This window comes from Chitinophaga sp. SVR4-12A, assembly GCF_056754765.1.
On the sequence record NZ_JBPGWP010000001.1, the window covers coordinates 5,429,505 to 5,444,763 of the forward strand.

The following is a 15,259-nucleotide window of genomic DNA, read 5'->3' on the forward strand; positions in this document are numbered from 1 at the left end:
TTTTAAGGGACAGCCAAGCGTAACCATATGAAAAGAGCTTCACTTTATACGATCATTTGCTTCTTTATCGCCGTGCTCCTGGGGGTAGAATACTTCCGCCAGCAGCAAAGGGTAAAGAAGATCCTCTCGCAGAACGAGCGCTTGCTGAATGAGAACCGCGACCTCAGGGAAAGCCTCACTTCCGTAAGCGGAACCGCCCAGCAGATCGCGGAGAGAAAAGAGCAGCAACAGCGTGTTGAGGGCAAATTTGTAGAACGCCGCGCCTACTACCGCCGCAACTGGCAGCAGTTCATCGCCGTGAGCACCAACGATTACCGCACCGGTTTCCTGGGCGGCATCAAGAACCTGGAGCTGATTGTGCGCAACCAGACAGAATACCCGCTGGATAACGTAGTGGTCACCGTGCAATATCTCCGTAGCAGCGGAGAGGTTTTCAAAACAGAACCATATACCATCAATGAAATACCCGCCAAAGGTACCCGCTCTGTAGAAGCTGCAGGCAGTCGTAAAGGCATGAAAGTGCAGCTGAAGCTGATGAGCATTACCAGCCAGGCCATGAATTTCTGTTGGTCTTACGACAAAAAAGCCCCAGCCGGTAATCCAGATCCTTTCCAGTGCTCCGAACAGTAATGATACTATTTTGGCAGTCTTCTCCTTGTGTTCTCCTTGTCTTCTCCTTGTGTTCTCCTTGCAATATCGTTGCAGCAGACCGGTTTGGTTAAAATAGTATCACAAAAAAAGGGCTGCCCGCTACTAACGGACAGCCCTGGTTCACACTTCACAATTATCCTCGTGCTTTTATATATAAACTATCCCCTTAATGAACCCGCCTCGGAACATTGTTGTCGTTACTGCGTTGTTGAGGTGCAGGTTGCGGGCGCGGGGATGAGGGTTGCGGCTGTGGGCTCGGGCTGGAAAATGTTCGCTGCGGCATGCTGCGCTGCGGTGTTGGCGCCGGGTTCACCCTTTGCTGTGGCTGAGGCGCATTATACTGCGGTCTTGGCTGAGGCTGAGGTGCGGGCCTGTTTTCCGGCTGGCTGAACGTACGCCTGGGCATTGTCCGCTCTGGTGCTGGCCTGTTGTTATTATTGAAGTTATTGTCGGGCACGGGCGCCGGTCGGTTATCCGGCTGGTCAAATGTGCGCCTTGGTATCCTGTCAGGAGCAGGGTTGTTGTCAGGCCTGTTACCAGGCGCTGGCGTTGGTGTTACAGGACGGTTATCCGGGTTGTTGAAGATTCGCCTGGGCGCTGTATTATTGTTGTTGCTGGGATTATTGTCATTGTCAAAATCTCTCCTGATGGTCCGGCCCGGCTGACCAGGCTGTGTTACGCTATTGTTAGGCGCAGGGCTGATCCGGCGATTATTGTCGTTGATCCTCCTGGGTGTATTATCGGCCAGCGGACGGCGCAGCTCTTCTCCCTGCGGCCTGAAGATACGCAGCTGGTTGTTAGACAGCGAGCTGCCAGGACGGTCGCTGTTCACCACCCTTACCGGTCTTACTTCAGAACGGGTTACACGAGACACGTCCCTCGCCTCAGGACCGTAGTAATAACGGGTATTCCGGTTCACCGTACGCACGTTGTTGATAACGGTGGTATTGTTGATGATGGTCACGTTCCGGCTACGGTCAATGTAGTAATTATGGATATTCGGGCTGGTGATATAGCGGCAGGGCACAAACGACCAGTAGGATGTAGGCACATTGAAACTAACGCCCACACTTATACCCGGCGTCAGTGGCGCCCATCCGTAATAGTCGCTGCTGTTCCTCCAGCTTACCCATGCAGGGCCCCATTCTTCGCCAGGTACCCATACCCATCCGTAATAGTTGTCATATGTCCATCTTCCGTAGTGGAATGGCGCCCAGCCCCAGGGGTAGTCAGACATCCAGGTCCAGCCATAGTCTGTATATACCCAGTGACCGTTGGTATAGTAAGGCCTGAAGTCCTGTCCCGCATCCGGCACCCACACCTGGCCATAATTGCCGTAGCTGACCCATTGGCCATAGGGACTCAAGGCATCATAAAAAGCGGAGAAAGATACATTTGCCTGAACCTGCTGCGGTCTGGCCGTTACACAGCTGCTGCCAAACGCAGTGAGGAAAAGGCAGGTGATCAATACGCTCGCATAAAGGGATACTTTACTTTTCATAACTCTAACTTTTAAATTGTATCAGGAAATCCTCTCGCTCATTTCCTAAAAAATCATAACGCTTATATAAATGCGATTATCGTACCAGAGCTGATCCGTAGGCGCCGTCTTAACGCTATTTAACGTTTTCGCACAGTGTTTTAACTAATTTTTAGCTTCCTGTTCTCCCTTCGCCTTATTGCGAGGCCTGCAAGGCCCTTGCGGGTGGCCGGGGCCGAAGCAATCTCCCAGGGGCGAGGCACGGTTACGTTTACTGCTTACTGTTTGCCTCCTCACTCCCCACTTCACTTAAACAGAGCCACTTCAATATTAAACAGAACCCTAATTTGACGCTCCGCCCACTATTCCCCCGGTTTATTTGAATTTTACCCCTTTAACCATTACCTTTGCGGCAAATTTTATAAACCGCTCATTTTAATTAAGTATTTATAAACCTCTTTAAAATATGCCTAACACAGGTAAGATCAAGCAAATTATCGGTCCCGTAGTGGACGTGCATTTTGAAGGCAAATTACCCGAGATCTACAACGCCCTGGAAATAACACGTGATAATGGACAGAAGGTAGTGCTGGAAGTACAGCAACACCTGGGTGAAGACAGCGTTCGTTGCGTGGCAATGGACTCTACTGACGGTTTTGTAAGGGGTATGGCAGTAGAAGACAAAGGCACTCCTATCAAAATGCCAATTGGTGACCAGATTAAAGGACGCTTGTTCAACGTGGTAGGTGAGGCAATCGACGGCCTTGGCAATATCGAAACTACCAACGGTTATCCTATCCACCGTCAGCCGCCCAGGTTTGAAGACCTGGCTACTGATACAGAAGTACTGTACACTGGTATTAAAGTGATCGACCTGATTGAGCCCTACGCAAAAGGTGGTAAGATCGGTCTGTTCGGTGGTGCAGGTGTAGGTAAAACGGTATTGATCCAGGAGCTGATCAACAACATCGCTAAAGGTTACGAAGGTCTGTCTGTATTCGCTGGTGTAGGTGAGCGTACCCGTGAAGGAAATGATCTGATGCGTGAAATGATCGAAGCCGGTATCGTAAAATACGGCGAGAAGTTCCTTGAGTCCATGGAACATGGCGGATGGGAGCTGGGCGCTGTAGATATGCAGGAACTGAAGAAATCCCAGGCAACCTTTATATTCGGCCAGATGAATGAACCCCCCGGCGCCCGTGCCCGTGTTGCGCTCTCTGGTCTGACGATCGCAGAATATTTCCGTGATGGCGACGGTTCCGCTGCAGGTGGCCGCGACATCCTGTTCTTCGTTGACAACATCTTCCGTTTCACCCAGGCAGGTTCCGAAGTATCCGCACTGTTAGGCCGTATGCCTTCTGCGGTGGGTTATCAGCCTACACTGGCCACTGAAATGGGTCTGATGCAGGAGCGTATCACTTCTACCAAGAATGGTTCTATCACCTCCGTACAGGCGGTATATGTACCTGCGGATGACTTGACCGACCCTGCTCCGGCTACTACCTTCGCCCACCTGGATGCTACCACCGTACTGGATCGTAAGATCTCCGACCTTGGTATCTATCCTGCTGTGAGCCCGCTGGATTCAACTTCCCGTATCCTTACTCCTGCTGTTGTGGGTGAGGCGCACTACAACTGCGCACAGCGTGTGAAGATGATCCTGCAGCGTTATAAAGAGTTACAGGACATCATCGCCATCCTCGGTATGGACGAGCTGAGCGACGAAGATAAACTTACTGTTAGCCGCGCACGCCGCGTACAGCGTTTCCTGTCACAACCTTTCCACGTGGCAGAACAGTTCACCGGTCTGAAAGGCGTACTGGTACCCATCGAAGAAACGATCCGTGGCTTTAACATGATCATGGATGGCGAAGTAGATGAGTATCCTGAAGCAGCATTCAACCTGGTAGGTACTATCGATGACGCTATCGAGAAAGGAAAGAAACTCCTGGAAGCAGCGAAGAATTAATAAAATAGTTTGAAGTTTGAAGTTTGAGGTTTGAAGTTCAGGGCAGATTGCTGTCATTAACTTCAAACCTTAAACAAACCTCAAACTTCAAACCTCAAACTTCAAACTATACATATGTTATTAGAAGTATTAACACCTGAAAGGAAACTGTACTCCGGCGAAGTATACGGCGTACAGCTGCCTGGAATCGATGGCTCATTCGAAGTGCTGGACAAACACGCGCCGCTGATCGCAGCCCTTGGTAAAGGCAAAATGAAGGTGCTGAAAGATAAAGTGCAGGCAGAGTTTTACCAGATCGAAGGAGGCTTTGTGGAAGTGTTACGCAATAAAGCTACTGTGCTGGTTGAAGGAGCATCTGCGATTTAATTCCGCCAGCTGGCGGACACACAAATAATTAGGCCGGGTATGAATACCCGGCCTTTTTTTTGTCCTAACTATTCCAATCTAAGAAGACCCCGTTAAAGCGCAGTAAGATTACTGGCCGGGTTATTCTACGAGCAGGTTATCGCCGTTATGATAATAAACAAAGTTATTATCATGCAGCTGGCATATAACCCTATTCCTATGAAAATGAATATGTTTAAAGCGCTCCTGTAAGGTGGCCGCCTGCCAGGAGAGCAAAGAGATTTTTAAATAAGTTTCAGGGTTTGTTTCTTGTTAATTTGTTTTTGTTTTTCCAGTCCCCAAAAAAGAGCCTGTATTTATATTGTTCTCATAGGTTTAGCTTTCATAGCTATAACGCGCTCGATGCATCTGCTCTCCACAAGTGTAAATAGGTTTACAAAACACTCATTGGTTGATCCTACCGTAACTATTTTACATTAGCAAGATATTTAAATTGTTTTGAAAAACCTTGCTCCGTTTAGTCATTTTTGTTAGGAAAAACATATGGGACTACCTTAGTCGTTGGACTTCAAAGCATACGCATTAAAAAAAATTTTCAACATTCTTTGTGCACATCTATATGGTAAAAACTCTCCTGTTTTCATTTAACAACAGTGAATATTTGATCAAAGAAATTGAAAATACATGCATTACGTGCATAGTAGTACGTAATGCTGCAATGCCTGTAGCAGCTGGTGTTACAACTCCTATTAACATCTCGTTAACATCTCATTAAGAATTCCCGGATAAGGAAAACACTAACTTACTGAACGTGAAAATCCCCAATATACCCATGTCCACTATTCCCAAATCGCCAATCTTATGTACCAGAAAACCGTCTCGCTTGAGCATATACAGCGAGTAACCGAAACACTCAGGCTATTACGCCGAAAAATGGAATATTCGCAGGAGTACATGGCCTTTATGCTGAATATCTCCCAGAACGCATACAGCCGCCTGGAAAACGGCAAAACACCCTTAACCGTTAATCGTCTCTTTGAAATATGCACCCTGCTGAAAATAAGCCCCGGAGAGCTGTTGGAGGCTGATCCTGATACGATTGTTTAAGGGAGAACTATAAGAGCAAAGACCGGAGCGCCGGTCTTTGTCTGGTTGCATCATAGGATGGTTACAGCAATAATGTGAGCCATCTGCCTGCGCATAACCTGCAGGGATGGCGTTGCAGCTAAGTGTCACGGCGGCGTGCCGAATATGGATATTTTGGGGGCACAGCAAATATTTTAGGCTATATAAAGTTGACATTTATTTCACCGTTCTCCTAAACCCCTGATGGATAAATTATTCCCGTAAAGTTTGAGATCATTGAGTAAGAACCTAAAAAAAATGACATAGCGGCAAGCTATGTCATTTGTATATTGTATAGATATCATCAATAGTTGAGCACGTCAGTTCAGCGACGGGTCTATCGGGAAATTTGCCATAATAGCGAAGTTATTGCCCAGGTTTTTCAGCGACTGCTGCCAGATGTTCTGCTCCTTTTCATCGAAGATAAGTCCGGCATCGCTCTCAGAAAGGATCCATGATTTTTCATTGAATTCATTTTCCAGTTGTCCGCTGCTCCAGCCGCTGTAACCGATAAAGAACTTGATCTTATTCATGTCCAGCCGGCCTTGATTGATCAGCTCTACCACACTTTCAAAACGCCCGCCCCAGTAAATGCCTGAAATGATTTCAAAACCACCCTCTATCAGCTCAGGTTGCTGATGCACAAAATGGATCGTATCCATCTGTACCGGACCTCCGAAAAATACAGGGATATTGTTCACCAGCACTTCCGGTACCAGTTCATCAAGAGATTGATCGAACAGCTTGTTGATAACAAAACCAAAACTACCTTTTTCCTGGTGTTCGCAAAGTAGTACAACTGTACGCGCAAAATTCGGGTCTTTGAGAAAAGGATCAGCAATGAGTAATATACCGGGAGCCAGGGAAACCATACGCCATCAATTTTGATCGTATCCAAATTTAACCAATTTTGATTGTCATTGTATTGCATGCAGGTAAAAAGGCAAATAAAAAAGGAGGCTAGACAGCCCCCTTACCATTTTATCAACCAAAATCTAAATCGCTTATGGAACGAAATCCACGTCGATGTATGTAGAAAGTTTAATTTGCTTTTTTATCGTCACTGGTGATCTATCAAAATTAGTACCAGTTTCTAAGGCAAAGGTAAGCAAAGTCACAATAAAAAAATCAGCCCGCCGCCGTTAAAATTACGTTAAAGTGATATTCTTTTGTTAAAATTAGACTGGTTAACGGTTTGAGGAGTCTAATTTTGTATCATTGTTGCTATAGCAAGAATTGAATTTGACAGATTTTAAAGGCTGGAATCTTATCTTAGAAGGTTATAAACAACAAAGGCGATTTATTTAAGATTTTTACAAAATACATGCTACCGTTAAAGAAGACATTCCCAATCATAGTCGTACTCATCACCTTATCATTACTGGGTATCATAGCCATCCAGGTCAGCTGGATCCGTAATGCAGCCATCCTTCGGAAAGAACAGCAAGAGCAGCGCTTTGTCAGCGTAACAGATGCTGTCCGCAACGAAATGGTACGTCGCCAGGCCCCGCCTATTCGCTTTAAAATGGGTGGCACCACCATCACCAAAGGAGCGGATAACAGCTTCAACCTGGAGAAATATGAGCTCAGTAATATCACCGTAGGCGTAAGCGACCGCTTTACCACCGATGAAGTACAGCACCTGATAGACAGTACTTTGCGGAAGCAGAAGCTCAATACCAAGTTTGAGTTCGGTATTATTGGCAGAAGCACCTTCAGCAATGACAACATCATCAAGATGCAGTCTGCCAGTTTCGGACGATTATTCGATATGGCTGTCAAAGACACAGTTAATTACTCCATACAGACCGTACCGCTCGTTACCAGCTTCGAGTTCATGAACGACCAGATGGAAGTGCTGCACATTGTGTTTCACAACAGCAGTTCACTAATGATGAGTTGGTTGAGTTGGGTCATCGCCGTGTGCGTGGTCTTTACCATTATCATCGTTACGGCCTTTGCACTCACTATACGTACATTACTGAACCAGAAAAAACTCTCCGAAATAAAATCCGATTTCATCAACAACATGACGCATGAGCTGAAAACACCCCTGGCCACTATTTCGCTGGCCATCGATGCGATCGGCAACAAGAAGGTGATGGAAAAGCCCGAGAAGATCCAATACTTTTCCGGCATCATCAAGGAAGAGAACAAGCGCATGAACAAACAGGTGGAAAGCATCCTGCAATCCGCATTGCTTGAGAAGAATGAAATAGGATTGAACCTGCAGGTGATTGATGCACACCAGGTGATACAGCATTCCGTGGAGAACATACAATTACAGCTGGCCGCTAAAGACGGCAAGGTAGAGCTGCGGCTGGATGCTATCAATCCCATTGTTAAAGCAGATGATGTGCATTTCTCAAATGTAGTTTTCAACCTGCTGGACAATGCTATCAAGTACTCCAAACAGAACCTGGAGATCGTGATCAGCACTTACAATACCCGCAAGCATCTCAACATTACCATTTCAGATAACGGTATAGGCATGAGCCGTGATACGATTTCGCGTATCTTTGAAAAGTTCTACCGCGCACACACAGGCAACGTGCACAACGTAAAAGGTTTCGGCCTTGGGCTGAGCTATGTGAAGGCCATCGTGGAAGCGCATAAGGGCAGAATAAAAGTGGAAAGTGCCGTAGGCAAGGGCAGTAAGTTTACACTTGAATTTCCACAGGAGTAGGAGGTATAAATCATCTTTGGAATGGTACTAACGGATAAAGAACTACAGCATTTTAAATTTCCCATAGCCGTGCCCGGTATGGGAGTAGCCATGCAGGAAAAACTAAAGCAGGCCAGGATTTTGGTGATAGGCGCAGGCGGCTTAGGCTGCCCGGTTATACAATATCTCAGCGCCAGCGGTGTAGGCGTGATCGGTATAGCGGACTATGGTGTGATCACAGATGAGGATATGCACCGCCAACCCATCTACCAGGTGCAGGACCTGCGCAAGCATAAAGCTAAAATGGCCTCCAGCCGTTTATGGGCCAGTAATCCTTTTACAAAGCATTATCCGCTGTTGGTGCAGATAAAACCCGATAATGTGGCGCAGCTGCTAACCGAAATGGACCTCGTGATAGATTGCTCTCAGCACCTGCCTACCCACCTGGTGGTAAACGATGCCTGTATTGTGCACAATAAACCTTTTGTAATAGGAGAGGTGCATAATTGGATCGCCTGGTGGGCCGGTTTCAATATTTCCCAGCAGGATGGGAGCGTATCCGCTTCTTACCGCTGCAGTCTCGCAGTCACAGAAGAATACCGCAATTTCGACACCGGCGCCATGGGCGTTACCCACGGGGCTACCGGCCTGCTGATGGTGAATGAGATCCTGAAATACCTGGTGGCAGTGCCCGATGGGCTCGTGAACAAATGCTACAGCATGGATTACCTGCATAACCAGTTCCGGGCCCATACATTGAGCCCGGATCCGGCTGTTATCGCTGAAACAAAGGCAAACGGTATTTTAACGGCAGAAGAATACGGGCTGGAGATCGTTCCGGATGTAGAGGACTAGCCCCTTCGCGTATTCATTGCGAGGACGCACTAAGGGGCCAGAGCGCGGCGCGACGAAGCAATCTCCCAAATTAATTGGCCAAAACGCCTCCTTTAGGCCCAACTTTCAATTGGTGTTTAACCCCCAACTTTAGTGAGTAGTTTTGCACCTGGTGGCCGGAAGGGAAGTTGTAGCACACCGGGTAATCATAGTCTTTTACAGTATTGGCAATGATCTCAAATTCGGTCTGTCCGAAAGGCGTATCCGTCTCCTTGCCATCTGTAAAGGCGCCTACCACAAGGCCTGCCAGTTTGTCCAGCCAGCCGGCGCGTTTCAGGTTGTACATCATGCGGTCCACATTATAACGGTATTCGCCGATATCTTCCAGCAGCAGGATCTTACCTTTGGTATCCGGCTGCGACTTGGTGCCTGACAGGTTGGCGAGTAATGAGAGGTTGCCGCCTATCAGTACCCCGCTGGCTTGTCCCTCCCTGTTCAGGGAGTGCGCTTCAGCGGAATATTTGTAGGATTTACCCCGCAGCAGCTGCCGCAGGCTTTCAACATATTCATTTTCTGCTGTTTCCGGGCGGATACCGCTGCACATCAGGGAATGGATGGTGGGAATGCCGTAACGGGCCTGTATATGTGTATGAAGGGTGGTAATATCGCTGTAGCCACAGAGCCATTTGGGATGTTTGCGGAAACGGCTGAAGTCCAGCTGATCCAGCAGGCATACCATGCCGTAGCCGCCACGGCCAAATATAATAGCTTTGATGTCGGGATCGTCCAGCATGTCCTGCAGCTCTTCCAGTCTCAGTTCGTCGGGAGCGGAAAAATTGTGAAAGCTGGTGCCCACGGTGATGCCCAAATGCACAGCGTATCCCCAGGAACTGATCACACCGGCCGCGTATTCGGCCGCTGCCAGCTCCATTTTACTGCTGCTGCAGGTAATACCGATCAGGTCACCTTTTTTGAGATATGGCGGAATTTTTATCATTCTAGTACGCTTTATTTACCTTTGCGGATTAGTTCACCGTTTATTTGTTCCGGCCTCGCCGTATTATTGGGAAACAAGTCCAACAAACTTTGAGACCAAAATAAATCAATAAACCAAGTAAACTAGCAAAAGCCCAAACTTTTAAGTATTGTTTAAACAGATATGGCAAAATTTAATAGATATTTAATAACGGCTGCGTTACCCTACGCCAACGGGCCCGTGCACATCGGGCACCTGGCCGGCTGTTATTTACCATCGGATATTTATGTGCGCTACCTGCGTGCAAAGAAAGCAGATGTGAAATTCATCGGCGGCACGGATGAACATGGAGTTCCCATTACCATCAAGGCCATGCAGGAAAACGTATCCCCCAGGATATCGTAGATAAATACTACAAGATCATCAGCGAGAGCTTTGAAGCGATGGGCATCTCTTTCGATATATTTTCCCGCACTTCAAGGCAGATACACCATGAAACAGCTGCAGACTTCTTCCTGAAGATGTACAACGACGGCCGTTTCGAAGAGAAGGAATCCGAACAATACTTCGATGAAGTAAAGCAGGTGTTCCTGGCAGACCGTTACATCATCGGTACCTGTCCCAACTGCGGCAATGAAAAGGCCTATGGTGATCAGTGTGAACGCTGCGGTACTTCACTGAGCCCGGAAGAGCTGATCAACCCGCGTTCCGCCCTGAGCGACGCTGTTCCAGTAAAACGCAAGACCAAACACTGGTACATGCCCTTACAGGAATACGAGCCCTGGCTGAAAGAGTGGTTGCTGGAAGGCCACAAAGAGTGGAAGAATAATGTATACGGACAATGTAAAAGCTGGATCGACAACGGCCTGCAAAGCCGCGCCATGACACGCGACAGCAACTGGGGCATCAAAGTGCCGCTGCCCAACGCAGAAGGTAAAGTGCTGTACGTATGGTTTGATGCGCCTATCGGTTACATCTCTGCCACAAAAGAGCTGACGCCTGACTGGGCCGACTACTGGTGCAAGGAAGATACTAAACTGGTGCACTTCATCGGGAAAGATAATATCGTATTTCACTGTATCATCTTCCCGGCGATGTTGAAAGCGCACGGTGGCTTTGTGTTGCCGGAGAACGTGCCTGCCAACGAGTTTCTCAACATTGAAGGAGAAAGTATCCACTTCCCGTAACTGGGCGGTATGGGTACACGATTATGTAAAAGACTTCCCCGATCAGCAGGATGTACTGCGCTATGTGCTGTGCAGCACCGCACCAGAAACAAAGGACAACGACTTCACCTGGAAAGATTTCCAGGATCGTAATAACAATGAGCTGGTAGCTATCTTCGGCAATTTCATCAACCGTACCATGGTGCTCATGCACAAGCTGTGCAAGGGCAAGGTGCCGCCGTTCCACGTCGATGTGAAGGATGATAAGGATGATGCCGTAGCAACTATGCTGCAGGGCGCAAAACAAAAGATTGAGGAGGCGCTGGAGAATTTCCGCTTCCGCGATGCGCTGCAGGAAATGATGAACGTTGCCCGCGAAGGTAACCGCTACCTCCAGGAAAAGCAGCCCTGGATCCTGGCTAAAACACCTGAGCTGCAGGAACAGCACCAGGCCCTGATCGATAACTGCCTGCACCTGTGTCTGCAGATCACCGCCAACCTGGCTATTTTCTGTAATCCGTTCCTGCCTTTCACTGCGAAGAAGATCTCCCACATGCTCAAAGTGGTAGACCGTATGTTGGAGTGGGAGAACGCTGGCAGTCTCAAATTGCTGAGCGTAGGTTATTCATTGCGTCCGCCAGAATTGCTGTTCAAAAAAGTAGAAGATGAACAGGTAAAAGCCCAGGTAGATAAACTGCATTCCGGCTTGAAACCATCTGCTGCAGCAAGTGCGCCTGCTGTACCCACTGCAACTGCCGCTCCTGCAGGTGAGCCCAAACCAGAAGCTGCCCCTAAAGCTGAGATCCAGTATGATGATTTTGCTAAACTGGATCTTCGCGTAGGGACTATTCTGCATGCAGAAAAAGTAGAAAAGGCAGATAAGCTGTTAAAGCTGACAGTAGATATCGGCACAGAAAAACGTACAGTCGTTTCAGGTATAGCCATGCATTTTAAACCTGAAGATATCATAGGCAAACAAGTAACATTAGTGGCTAACCTGGCTCCGCGTAAGATGCGTGGTATAGAAAGCCAGGGAATGATCCTGATGGCGGAAGATAATGGTAAACTGGTATTTGTGAATCCGAATGAGCAGGTGAGCCCGGGTAGCGGGGTGAGCTGAATTTTTAAGCTGCTAGCTACTAGCTATTAGCTTTTAGCCATAGAAAGAGCCAATGCAACAATGTTGTGTTGGCTTTTTTGTTACCTTCATTCAAAGCCCCGTTGTCTAATGAGAAATTTCAAGAACTTGATGGTTTGGCAAAAATCAATGAGTCTGGCCGAAGAGATGTATAAATTAACCCGGTTATTCCCATCAGAGGAAAAATTTGGGCTTATTACCCAATTAAGAAGAGCCAGCGTTTCAATTGCCAGTAATATCGCAGAAGGATGTGCAACATCGACCGTCGCTCATTTTAAAAAGTTTCTGGAAAATGCCATTGGCTCTGCATTTGAAATAGAAACTCAGTTATTGATAGCAGCAAGAGTGTATGTCGGTTTAAAAGAAAATATAGAAAAAATCCTCCCAGTGATAAACGAAGTACAAAAAATGCTAAATTCATTAATCGAAAAGCTGAAAATGGATTCGCATAAATGGCTAACAGCCAACGGCTAAAAGCTAAAAGCTATGAAAAGACACATCAATAAAGTTACCGTCCTTGGATCAGGAGTAATGGGCTCCCGTATTGCATGTCACTTCGCCGGAATAGGCATACAGGTTTTACTGTTAGACATCGCCCCGAAGGAGTTAAATGAAACCGAAAAGGCAAAGAAACTTACCCTCGACAGCCCCGCCGTTAAAAACCGCATCGTCAACGATGCCTTGCAGGCAGCCATTAAATCCAATCCCTCACCGGTATTCACCAAAGATGTGGTAAAACGCATCCAGACAGGCAACTTTACCGATGACATGCCCCGTATAGCAGATAGCGACTGGATCATAGAAGTAGTAGTAGAGAACCTGGATGTTAAACGCACCGTATTTGACCAGGTGGAGAAATACCGCAAACCCGGTACCTTCATCACCTCCAATACTTCCGGTATTCCCATCCACCTCATGACGGAAGGCCGTAGCGATGATTTTAAAAAATACTTCTGCGGCACCCACTTCTTCAACCCGCCGCGTTACCTGCGCCTGCTGGAGATCATCCCTACTCCACATACAGATCCCGAAGTAGTGGATTTCCTCATGCACTACGGCGATCTCTACCTAGGTAAAACAACGGTGCTGTGTAAGGATACACCCGCCTTTATCGCCAACCGCATAGGCGTGTTCTCCATCATGGCCATCTTCCATATCATGCAGGAAATGAGCCTGAGCATCGATGAGATCGATGCGCTCACCGGTCCAGCTATCGGCCGTCCTAAATCCGCCACCTTCCGTACAGCAGACGTGGTAGGGATAGACACGCTCGTAAAAGTGGCCAAAGGCGTGGCAGACAATTGCCCGAACGACGAGGCCCGCAAGATCTTCGAAATTCCCCCCTTCCTGCAAAAGGTAGTAGAGAATAACTGGTTGGGCGACAAAACAGGTCAGGGCTTCTACAAAAAAACCAAAGGCGAAGGTGGTAAAGAAATATTAACGCTGAACCTCCAGACTATGGAGTACGGCCCCAAACAGAAAGCGAAGTTTGCCAGCATTGAAGCAGGTAAACAAGTGGAAGACCTGAAGCAGCGCATCAGGATGCTGGCTGCCGCCAACGATAAAGCCGGGCAATTCTACCAGCTCTTCCATGCCCACCTGTTTTCGTATATATCTCACCGTATCCCGGAAATTGCAGATGATATCTACAAAGTAGACGACGCCATGAAAGCTGGCTTCGGCTGGGAAATAGGCGCCTTCGAAAGCTGGGACCTCCTGGGGGTAGAAACCTCCGTAAAAGCCATGGAAGAAAAAGGCTTCGCACCCGCCGCCTGGGTAAAAGATATGCTGGGCAAAGGCATCAAGAGCTTCTACAAAGTAGACAACGGGAAGAAATACTATTACGACCTTGCCTCCGGCGATTATAAACTGGTGCCAGGCGCAGATACGTTCATTATCCTCGAGAACCGCAGCAACAACGTGGTGTGGAAGAACAGCGCCTGCAACCTCTCCGATATCGGCGACGGCGTTGTGTGCTTAGACTGGAAAACCAAGATGAACACCATCGGCGGCGAAGTGCTCGAAGGCGTGAACAAAGCTATAGACCGCGCAGAGAAAGATTTCCGCGGCCTCGTTATCGGTAACGATGGCGCTAACTTCTCCGCCGGCGCCAATGTAGGCATGATCTTCATGTTCGCTGCAGAACAGGAATACGATGAACTGGACATGGCCGTACGCATGTTCCAGAAAACCACTATGCGTCTCCGTTATTCCTCTATTCCGGTAGTAGTAGCGCCGCACGCACTGACATTGGGCGGCGGTTGCGAAATGTGCCTGCACGCAGATAAAGTACAGGCAGCTGCGGAAACTTATATCGGACTGGTGGAAATGGGCGTCGGACTGATCCCAGGCGGCGGCGGCACCAAAGAAATGACCCTTCGCGCCAGTGACGAGTTCAAGGAAGGCCGCATCGAGGAAGAACCACTGAAAGACCTCTTCATGACCATCGCCATGGCTAAAGTGGCTACTTCCGCCCATGAAGGATTTGACCTGGGTATCCTTCGCCCGGGCAGGGATGAGATCACCATGAACCAGCAACGCCTGATCGCCGATGCTAAACGCAGCGTGATAGAACTGGCCGATGACGGATATACCCGTCCCCTGGAAAGAAAAGATGTAAAAGTGCTGGGCCGTACTGCCCTGGGTACCCTGCTGACAGGCATTAACGCCATGCTGGTAGGTAAATATATCTCGGAGCACGATGCCAAAATTGCCAGCAAACTGGCCTATGTCATGTGCGGCGGCGATCTCAGTGAATCCACCCTGGTGAGCGAACAATACCTGCTCGACCTGGAACGGGAAGCATTCCTAAGCCTTGCCACTGAACGCAAAACACTGGAGCGGCTGCAGAGCGTTATTAAAACAGGTAAGCCTATTCGTAACTAAAGGCACTTGATCCTTAATTATTCA

11 protein-coding genes and 1 pseudogene are annotated in these 15,259 nt (G+C 48.0%); 9 read left to right on the forward strand and 3 right to left on the reverse strand.

Annotated elements, in window-relative coordinates:
• The first annotated feature begins 27 nt into the window (after positions 1-27).
• Positions 28-630 (forward strand): hypothetical protein, encoded by a 603-nt coding sequence (locus tag ACR9Y8_RS22085; protein ID WP_481215429.1) that lies wholly within the window; start codon positions 28-30, stop codon positions 628-630.
• A 187-nt stretch (positions 631-817) separates the two neighbouring features.
• Here ACR9Y8_RS22085 and ACR9Y8_RS22090 read toward each other — a convergent pair whose 3' ends face one another.
• Entirely contained in the window at positions 818-2,152 is a 1,335-nt protein-coding gene (locus ACR9Y8_RS22090; RefSeq protein WP_481215430.1) for a DUF6600 domain-containing protein, read from the reverse strand.
• 445 nt (positions 2,153-2,597) lie between these two features.
• Here ACR9Y8_RS22090 and atpD point away from each other — a divergent pair, with 445 nt between their 5' ends.
• The 3 genes from atpD to ACR9Y8_RS22105 all read left to right on the forward strand — a co-directional run bounded on the left by atpD (position 2,598) and on the right by ACR9Y8_RS22105 (position 5,552).
• Positions 2,598-4,100, forward strand: a complete 1,503-nt coding sequence (gene atpD, locus ACR9Y8_RS22095; protein WP_481215431.1) for a F0F1 ATP synthase subunit beta — start codon at positions 2,598-2,600, stop codon at positions 4,098-4,100.
• Positions 4,101-4,214: 114 nt separating this feature from the next.
• Positions 4,215-4,466, forward strand: a complete 252-nt coding sequence (gene atpC / locus ACR9Y8_RS22100; RefSeq protein WP_298731805.1) for an ATP synthase F1 subunit epsilon — start codon at positions 4,215-4,217, stop codon at positions 4,464-4,466.
• 840 nt (positions 4,467-5,306) lie between these two features.
• Positions 5,307-5,552: a helix-turn-helix domain-containing protein gene (locus ACR9Y8_RS22105; RefSeq protein WP_481215432.1), complete on the forward strand. Its 246-nt coding sequence runs from the start codon at positions 5,307-5,309 to the stop codon at positions 5,550-5,552.
• A gap of 338 nt (positions 5,553-5,890) precedes the next feature.
• Here the strand turns inward: ACR9Y8_RS22105 and ACR9Y8_RS22110 are convergent, their stop codons facing one another.
• A complete protein-coding gene (locus tag ACR9Y8_RS22110) occupies positions 5,891-6,442 on the reverse strand; it encodes a YqgE/AlgH family protein (protein ID WP_481215433.1) in 552 nt (183 codons plus the stop codon).
• A 452-nt stretch (positions 6,443-6,894) separates the two neighbouring features.
• Here ACR9Y8_RS22110 and ACR9Y8_RS22115 point away from each other — a divergent pair, with 452 nt between their 5' ends.
• Together ACR9Y8_RS22115 and ACR9Y8_RS22120 are read left to right on the forward strand one after the other, a co-directional pair.
• On the forward strand, positions 6,895-8,256 hold the full coding sequence (locus tag ACR9Y8_RS22115) for a sensor histidine kinase (RefSeq protein ID WP_481215434.1): 1,362 nt from the start codon (positions 6,895-6,897) through the stop codon (positions 8,254-8,256).
• Positions 8,257-8,277: 21 nt separating this feature from the next.
• Positions 8,278-9,090, forward strand: a complete 813-nt coding sequence (locus tag ACR9Y8_RS22120; protein ID WP_481215435.1) for a HesA/MoeB/ThiF family protein — start codon at positions 8,278-8,280, stop codon at positions 9,088-9,090.
• A gap of 70 nt (positions 9,091-9,160) precedes the next feature.
• Here the strand turns inward: ACR9Y8_RS22120 and ACR9Y8_RS22125 are convergent, their stop codons facing one another.
• Positions 9,161-10,066: a S66 peptidase family protein gene (locus ACR9Y8_RS22125; protein WP_481215436.1), complete on the reverse strand. Its 906-nt coding sequence runs from the start codon at positions 10,064-10,066 to the stop codon at positions 9,161-9,163.
• Positions 10,067-10,228: 162 nt separating this feature from the next.
• On the opposite strand from ACR9Y8_RS22125, the pseudogene metG reads away from it, so the two are divergent.
• The 3 genes and pseudogenes from metG to ACR9Y8_RS22140 all read left to right on the forward strand — a co-directional run bounded on the left by metG (position 10,229) and on the right by ACR9Y8_RS22140 (position 15,235).
• Positions 10,229-12,331, forward strand: a pseudogene (metG, locus tag ACR9Y8_RS22130) (methionine--tRNA ligase).
• 108 nt (positions 12,332-12,439) lie between these two features.
• Positions 12,440-12,823, forward strand: coding sequence for a four helix bundle protein (locus ACR9Y8_RS22135; RefSeq protein ID WP_481215437.1), 384 nt, complete (start codon positions 12,440-12,442; stop codon positions 12,821-12,823).
• Positions 12,824-12,835: 12 nt separating this feature from the next.
• Positions 12,836-15,235 (forward strand): 3-hydroxyacyl-CoA dehydrogenase/enoyl-CoA hydratase family protein, encoded by a 2,400-nt coding sequence (locus ACR9Y8_RS22140; protein ID WP_481215438.1) that lies wholly within the window; start codon positions 12,836-12,838, stop codon positions 15,233-15,235.
• Positions 15,236-15,259 lie beyond the last annotated feature (24 nt).

What these genes read in the sequence shown, in the direction of transcription:
- ACR9Y8_RS22115 (WP_481215434.1), top strand. Translation starts at nt 6,895, where the DNA reads ATGCTACCGTTAAAGAAGACATTCCCAATCATAGTCGTACTCATCACC.
- ACR9Y8_RS22090 (WP_481215430.1), bottom strand. Translation starts at nt 2,152, where the DNA reads ATGAAAAGTAAAGTATCCCTTTATGCGAGCGTATTGATCACCTGCCTT.
- ACR9Y8_RS22085 (WP_481215429.1), top strand. Translation starts at nt 28, where the DNA reads ATGAAAAGAGCTTCACTTTATACGATCATTTGCTTCTTTATCGCCGTG.
- ACR9Y8_RS22125 (WP_481215436.1), bottom strand. Translation starts at nt 10,066, where the DNA reads ATGATAAAAATTCCGCCATATCTCAAAAAAGGTGACCTGATCGGTATT.
- atpC (WP_298731805.1), top strand. Translation starts at nt 4,215, where the DNA reads ATGTTATTAGAAGTATTAACACCTGAAAGGAAACTGTACTCCGGCGAA.
- atpD (WP_481215431.1), top strand. Translation starts at nt 2,598, where the DNA reads ATGCCTAACACAGGTAAGATCAAGCAAATTATCGGTCCCGTAGTGGAC.
- ACR9Y8_RS22110 (WP_481215433.1), bottom strand. Translation starts at nt 6,442, where the DNA reads ATGGTTTCCCTGGCTCCCGGTATATTACTCATTGCTGATCCTTTTCTC.
- ACR9Y8_RS22105 (WP_481215432.1), top strand. Translation starts at nt 5,307, where the DNA reads ATGTACCAGAAAACCGTCTCGCTTGAGCATATACAGCGAGTAACCGAA.
- ACR9Y8_RS22140 (WP_481215438.1), top strand. Translation starts at nt 12,836, where the DNA reads ATGAAAAGACACATCAATAAAGTTACCGTCCTTGGATCAGGAGTAATG.
- ACR9Y8_RS22135 (WP_481215437.1), top strand. Translation starts at nt 12,440, where the DNA reads ATGAGAAATTTCAAGAACTTGATGGTTTGGCAAAAATCAATGAGTCTG.
- ACR9Y8_RS22120 (WP_481215435.1), top strand. Translation starts at nt 8,278, where the DNA reads ATGGTACTAACGGATAAAGAACTACAGCATTTTAAATTTCCCATAGCC.